The sequence below is a fragment of the Microbacterium esteraromaticum genome, assembly GCF_900163815.1.
Lineage (GTDB): Bacteria > Actinomycetota > Actinomycetes > Actinomycetales > Microbacteriaceae > Microbacterium > Microbacterium esteraromaticum_B.
Genome location: NZ_FUKO01000008.1, coordinates 1 through 6543 on the forward strand (window position 1 = coordinate 1; position 6543 = coordinate 6543).

3 protein-coding genes are annotated in these 6543 nt (G+C 66.0%); 2 read left to right on the plus strand and 1 reads right to left on the minus strand.

Annotated features, from left to right (window positions below):
* Positions 1 to 182: hypothetical protein (locus FM104_RS16625; RefSeq protein WP_218778539.1), on the plus strand; the 182-nt coding region annotated here is incomplete at its 5' end.
* 213 nt (positions 183 to 395) lie between these two features.
* Here FM104_RS16625 and FM104_RS01965 read toward each other — a convergent pair.
* The gene (locus FM104_RS01965) at positions 396 to 3449 is read right to left on the minus strand and encodes a hypothetical protein (protein ID WP_087129785.1); all 3054 of its coding nucleotides are present in this window, start codon (positions 3447 to 3449) and stop codon (positions 396 to 398) included.
* A 174-nt stretch (positions 3450 to 3623) separates the two neighbouring features.
* Between FM104_RS01965 and mobF the strand changes: the two genes are divergently transcribed.
* Complete coding sequence (gene mobF, locus FM104_RS01970; protein WP_256971473.1) at positions 3624 to 6149, plus strand: MobF family relaxase; 2526 nt, start codon at positions 3624 to 3626, stop codon at positions 6147 to 6149.
* Positions 6150 to 6543: the final 394 nt, after the last annotated feature.

Sequence of the window (6543 nt, forward strand, 5' to 3'; positions counted from 1 at the left end):
CGAACCTCGATCACGCCAGCCCGCCCCACCTGCAGCTCGTCGGTGGATCGAGGCTTAGCGGGCGGGAGGCCCCGACTGCCGCCCGCACCAAGATGGTCCATATGATTGCTGGTGGTGGGCGCGCATCGCCGGCGCAGCCTGCTGAAGGCGGACGGATCACCGCGCACGCCGTGTCGGCGTGACCGGCAGCGCGATCGTCCAGACCGATCGCGACGGCGGCACCGATCCAGAAGAGGACCGGCGTAGCGCGCGCCCTCGCTTCGATGATGGACATGCCCGGAAGACAGCCGCTCCCTCAGCCGCGGATGGTAGCGATGTTTGAGATTCGTCGGTCAGTGATGCGCGAAGGCGGGCGGACGGCTTTCGCCACCCACCCGCCAACTTCGGTCGAGCTGCTACTGGTCGAGCAGTTCCTCGAGCGTCACGATCTCCTCTCCACCGTCCTCCTCTCTCACGAATCCGGCGGCCTCGCGTCGCTTGGCAAGGCGGCGGCCGAACAGGAGCGCTCCGCCACTGGCCAGAAGCGCGAGCGCTCCGTACGCGCCAAGGCCGATCAGCCATCCGTTCGCGCCGGTCTGGGCAAGTTCGCTGGGCGGAGCTTCCGTGTCTGGATAGTTCGGCGTTATCTGGACTTCGGAAACCGTGGTGGTCTCCCCGGGGGCACCGCAGATGCCTCGGTGGATGCTCTCACCCTCCGCGTTCAGGAGTGTCTCGATCCAGTAGTAGGTGCCGATCTTTTCGAACACCACCTCCGCTGAACGGTATTCGCCTGGCCTTGTCACGGCGATCGGGTTCTCGAGGGTGTCGAAGACGCGATTCTCGGCATCGCAGACCGGTTCGTCACCGTCCTGCTGGTATGCCTCGAACACCAGGCTGGTGCCCTCGGGAATAGGGCCGGTGACGATAGCGATGTCGTGTGCCGGGTTTCCGAGTACAACGTTCGGGACTGCCTTGGTAGTCACCTTCAGCTCCTCGCCATTGGTCACGACAGTAGCCTCACCTGGCGCGCCACATTTCCCTTCTGACAGCACCTCACCGTCGACGTCGTAGAGAGTCTCCACCCAATACACGTTTCCTGCCGACTGCGCTGCAGTGTTGCCCGAGTAGTAGACGCCGGCCTGGGGAACTGGAATCTGCTGGCTGGTGAAGAACGGTTCCACATCACATACCGGGGTCTCGCCTTCGGGCTGGGGACCGTAGGCGCGGAACACGAGAGACGCTCCTTCTGGGACGGTGCCTTGGACGAGGGCGGTGTCTTGGAAGGGTTCGCCGACGAGCGCGGCAGGGGCCGCCTGCGTGATTACCGTCACCGGAAGTTCGGCTGCGGGGGTCTCGGGGACGTAGAAGCGTTCGCGAACGTCAGCGGGGGAGGACTGGAACGGCTGGACGCGGTCGTCGCCTTCGAACGTGCTGACGATCACGTAGTAACCCGGCTTCGTCGGCGTGATCCGGTCCTCATCGGTGTACCCGATCTGGTAGACGCCGTTGCGCGCTGGGGTGATGATGCTGGTCAACTCAGGCTGGTCTGTGAGGTCGAGGTCGTCGGTCAGGACGGTGTCTGTGGCGAACGGCCCGTAGACCGTGTGGGTGACCTCTTTCGCATCGGGGCCCCAGTATCCGTCGCCGGTGAAGTCGGGGTGGTTGGCGGGGAACCCCGAGGTGACGATCGTGTCGAACGCGCGGCCACCGTCGTGGACGTTGTACTCGCGCAGCTGACTGGTGATCTCGACCGGATGGCGGACACTGGTCGACTCGACCGGGATGCCGTACTCGTCGGCCCAGTCGGAGGCGATGTAGTCGCGCACACCGTCAGACTGGGAGGCGAGACGCATCTGCCACACCCAGGTCACGAACCCGGCGTTCGGTAACACGACCTCGGGAGAGGTATACGTGCCGGGGCCGGTTGCGGTGACCGTCACTGTCCCCACTGGTACGGCTGCAGGGTCGATGGCGGGCGCCTGCATCGGCGGCAGCGTGCCGGGCACCTGATAGGCGGTGCCTTCGAACATGACCGGCACGTACTCGCCGTCTATCTTCAGCCAGACCCCGTTGCTGGAGGACACGGTGATCGTGTCGGTGACCGCGTCGCCGGGTACGACGAGACGTTGGTTCGCTTTGGAGGCCGCGATGGGCTGGAAGGGAACGATGCTGGTCTCGGCGACTTGCCCGAACCGGTCGGTGAACGAGTCCGTGAGGTACTTCGCGACGTCCCCTTGTGCGCGCTTGTCGATCTGCCATACCCACGTGTAGAACCCGGACTCGGTCGCGGTGATCGTCTCCGGCGCCGCATAGCTTCCGGTGCCGGTCAACTCCAGTTCCACGACGCCGGCGATGGGTGCTCCGGTCGGCGCGGTGTCGGCTTCAGTGGGCTGCTCATCGAACGGACCATACAGGGTTCCGGTCGTTACGACTGGGATCGGCTTCCCGTCCAGGTGGATCCAGGTTCCCTTGGATACGCCCACGGTGACCTGGTCGCGGAAGGTGTCACCTTCTGCGACGAACCGGGAGGACACCTGGGTGGTGATGGTGGGCTGGAAGTCGAGCTCTATCACAGGGGACTGCGCGTGCGCGTCGAGTCCCATCGGTGACGCACCGCCCAGCAGCCGCTGCGAACCTGGCGTGTCGTACAGGTTCACGCGTGCGCCCAGGCCACTGCTGGGAACGCTCGCTGCGGCTTCGATCTGGTAGGAGGGGACTCCGTCGACGGGGGTGCCGGTGATCGGGAAGCTGCCCGGACCAAGCGTCCGGCTGCTCTGCCCGTCGGCGAACACGGCGTTCGTCAGCGTGACCGTGCCCGACAGGCTCGCCGGGGAAGCAGACACCGTGAGAGTTCCCGCGTACTGATCGGTCATCGTGATCGACAGCGCAACCTGTGGGTTCACCGCATGGTTCGCGTTGGCTTCTGCTCGCATCTGAGCGAGGTTCGCGAGGATCTGGGGCCGGTTCGCTGCGGGGGCGCGGGTGATGTAGTAGTCGTCCCCGGACATGCCGTGCTGGTTGTAGTGGACAGGATCGGCAATCGACCAGACGAACAGTTGGATTGCGGCGGTCACATGCGGGTCACCAGACTGCCCCCATTTCGCCATCACATAGTTCAGCTTCGCCAGATCCGTTTCGGTGAGGCGGGACCCGCTCTGCGACTCCAAGTCGGAAACGGTGACCGGACCGGTCGTGTTACCCCACGGGCCGGGGGCACCCAGATCCATGCAGTACACCTGTGTGCCATCGGGGCCGATGTACGAGCCCAAGATGCCCACATCGTCAACGGATCCGAACCCGGGTCCGATGGTGGCTGCGTGTGCGGCGGGGGCAGTGCCGATCCCGATCGTGAGGGCAAGGAGCAGCCCGGAGATCAGCATCGCGACCCACCGGGCGAGACCACCGAATCCGGGCGGGCTTTCACGTGGACTATTGCGTAAGGTCGCGTCTTCGAGCCGTGTGGTGCTCATCCGTTCCTCCTGTGTCTGCGCGAGACGACCTGCCCCGCATCCGTGACGGCGCAACAGCCATCAGGTGGAGGTGCCCCGCCTCGTCCACCGCGCGGACTCGGGGCGAGGTGCGGTGCACCTTCTCTGCGTGGACGTGCAGTGCACCTTCTCTGTGTGACGGTGTCGATGCGGGTGATGTCTGCTGGGGACGGGTACCGGTATCTGCTCAAAAGTGTCGTCGCCGGCGACGGCAACCGGGACCTCGCAGAACCGCTGACCCGCTACTATCTCGAGAAAGGAAGCCCGCCCGGGTTCTGGACCGGCTCCGCACTCCCCGGCCTGGAAGCGGAGGCGATCAGTGCGGGCGCTGAGGTGACCGAGGAACAGCTCCGGCTCCTGCTCGGACAGGGACGCCACCCCACAACAGGGGAGCATCTGGGCTCCGCATACCGCACCTTCCTCAGCTACCGGGAACGCGTGTCCCGCCGCGTCGATGCACTGCCCTCCGAGCTGACCGACGAAACCCGACACCAGGAGGTCGCGCAGATCGAGGCCGAAGAGAAGGCCCGCCCGCAGCGCCGCCCGGTCGCCGGGTATGACTACACCTTCTCCGTACCAAAATCCGTCAGCGTGTGGTGGGCGGTCGCGGATGGCGGTACCCAGGCGATGATCGTGAACGCACACCACGAGGCGATGAAAGAAGTCCTCGCCCTGTTGGAACGCGACGTGGCCATGACACGGATCGGGCACGACGGGCTCGCGCAGGTTGAGGTGACCGGGATCCTCGCCACCGCGTTCGACCACTACGACTCCCGCTCCAACGAACCGCAACTGCACACCCATGTCGTGATCGCGAACCGGGTCCAGGGCGTTCACGACGGTAAGTGGCGGGCCATCGACGGGCGCCCCATGCATGCCGCGGTGGTCGCGTTGAGCGAGCACTACAACAACGCGCTCGCCGACCGGCTCACCCGCGACTTCGGTCTCGCCTGGGAAGAACGCGACCGGGGCCCGCGACGCACGGCCGCATGGGAGATCGCCGGTGTCCCCGAGAACCTGCTGGAAGAGTTCTCGTCCCGGTCCCGCGCGATCGACCAACGGACCGAGCAACTCATCGACGAGTACCTACAACAGCACGGGCGATACCCGTCGAGAACGACGATCATCCGCCTTCGCGCCGCAGCGACCCTCACCACCCGGCCCGAGAAGACCGTGCACTCCCTCGCCGACCTCACCGAGCAATGGCGCACCAGGGCGAGCAGAATCCTCGGACAGGACGCGACGGGGTGGGCACGATCGGTCACCGCCGGAACCCAGAACCCGGTGCTGCTGCGTGCCGATGACATTCCGCTCGCCACGGTCGATGAGATGGCCGCGCAAGTCGTCGCCACCGTGGGGCAGTCCCGGTCGACCTGGCGAAGATGGAACCTCCACGCTGAGGCATCCCGCATGCTCAAAGGCACCCGGTTCGCCGCGATCACCGACCGGGAAGCGGTCACCGGGCTCATCGCCGACCGCGCCGAGCATGCCTCCGTCCAGTTGACGCCCCCGGAACTCGCCCCCTCTCCCGCAGCGTTCCAGCACCCCGACGGCAGCAGCGTGTTCCGCATCAAACACGGCACGCTCTACACGTCCACGCAGCTCCTCGCCGCCGAGGACAGACTCCTGCGACTCGCACACAGCAGCACGGCCCCGATCGTGCCGCACGACATGGTCGGACGCGTCACCCGTCGCACCGACCGCAAAGGCCGGCGACTTTCTGCCGATCAAGCCGGAGCGATCACCCTGATCGCAACATCCGGCCGGATCGTCGACGTCCTCATCGGGCCAGCGGGGACCGGAAAGACCACGACCCTCGCATCATTGCGCAGAACGTGGGAACTCGCGCACGGCAGAGGCAGCGTGATCGGGCTGGCCAGCTCCGCGGACGCCGCGCAGGTCCTCGCCGCCGACCTCGGAATCCCGACCGAGAACACCGCGAAATGGCTCCATGAGCACCACCAGGGGCGGTGGAGGCTCCACCGCGGTCAACTGATGATCGTGGACGAGGCGTCGTTGTCGGGGACGATCGCGTTGGACCGGCTTGCCGCCCACGCCGAACGCGCAGGAGCCAAACTCGTCCTCGTCGGCGACTGGGCCCAACTCGGCGCGGTCGATGCCGGGGGAGCGCTGGGCATGCTCGCCCGCGACCTCGAGCAGACCCCAGAACTGCTCGACGTGCGACGGTTCCGCAACGCCTGGGAGAAGACCGCGTCCCTGCAACTGCGCCTCGGCGACCATGACGCCATCGCCCGCTACGACGCCCAGGACCGGATCGTCGGAGGCGACTACGACGACGTCCTGGAACGCGCCTATCTCGCCTGGCGAACCGACACGATCGCGGGCAAGCGCAGCATCCTCGTCGCCGAGACCGTCGAGACCGTCACCACCCTGAACGTGCGCGCCCGGGTCGACCGGATCATCTCCGGCCAGACGGACCCCGACCGGGCCGTGCCCTTGAGCGATGGCACGCAGGCCAGTGCCGGGGACCTCGTCATCACCCGCAAGAACAACCGCCAGCTCGGCACCGGCGGCACCCGATGGGTGCGCAACGGCGACCGCTGGACAGTCACGACCGTGCACACGGACGGGTCCGTGACCGTCCGCCGACAAGGAGCCCGCTTCGGCGGCGCGGTCCGCCTCCCCGCGAACTACGCCGCCCAACATCTCGACCTCGGCTAGCCGAGGTGTCCCAAACACACTCACCTGTGATCGTGCGCTCTTGCGCGTTTCCAGTTTACTGGTGGCTTCGGACAAGCTTGCTGTGCTGAACGAACCCTGCGTTCGCTGTACCTATGCGCACCCAGTATGGGTCACGTTCAGGTATTAGCCAGGCGCGCGGGCATCTGATCGCGGACATCTGATTCAGTGCGTGACTGCGTACCAAAGAACGGCGATCCCGACCGCGAGGAACCCTCCGTAGAATGGAAAGATCGACCAGGAGAACCAGACTCTTGGGTCGAAGAAAAACCAGCCACGGAACGCTGTCCAAAGCTTCCGCCAAAAACCTGGTTCTTTGTCGGCTCTCCTGACTCTTCCGTGGGTTAGCCCCGGCCGGGGAGCACGGGTTTGTGGC

Excerpts from the sequence above, each read along its gene's own strand:
- FM104_RS01965 (WP_087129785.1), bottom strand. The coding sequence starts at position 3,449 with ATGAGCACCACACGGCTCGAAGACGCGACCTTACGCAATAGTCCACGT.
- mobF (WP_256971473.1), top strand. The coding sequence starts at position 3,624 with ATGTCTGCTGGGGACGGGTACCGGTATCTGCTCAAAAGTGTCGTCGCC.